Annotated in this window: 1 pseudogene; it reads left to right on the plus strand. The window is 38.5% G+C overall.

The features are described 5' to 3' along the window. Window positions 1–144: 144 nt before the first annotated feature. A pseudogene (locus ACRCJ0_RS19055) lies at window positions 145–546 on the plus strand (type I pantothenate kinase); the annotation flags it as partial.

Raw genomic sequence — 546 nt, forward strand, 5'->3', positions numbered from 1 at the left:
ACATTCTGATTTATCAACATTATCTGAAGACTTGAAATCGGATGATACTTTCAACACGCAACATGTCATCGATAGTGAAGATAACGCCCACTGTTTAGCAGAGATCACATGGCAGGTAAAATAACCGGCTAGTTTGGAGTAAGTATGCAAGTAAATAGAGACTATTATATTATTGAACGAATGGAATGGAATCAATACTTAAAAGACTTAAACGAAGAGTTTGAAATCAAGCTGACCAATGAACAATTGGACCGGCTAACATCTTTAAATGATTCCCTATCTTTAAAAGATGCAAACGAAGTATACAAACCTTTAACCCAGTTGATTGCCATTTATCGTGAAAATTATAAGAACCTAGAAAGAAAGCGGGCCAATTTCTTCGGTATCACTGGAGAAATCCCGCCCTTTATTATTGGCATTGCCGGTGGGGTAGCAGTTGGGAAAAGTACGACAGCTCGATTGCTGAAACTCTTTTTAGCGCAAGCCTATCCTGATTTAAACGTCGAATTAGTGACTACAGACGGGTTCTTATACCCAAATGCAGTG

It is taken from the genome of Aerococcus sp. L_32 (genome assembly GCF_050689315.1).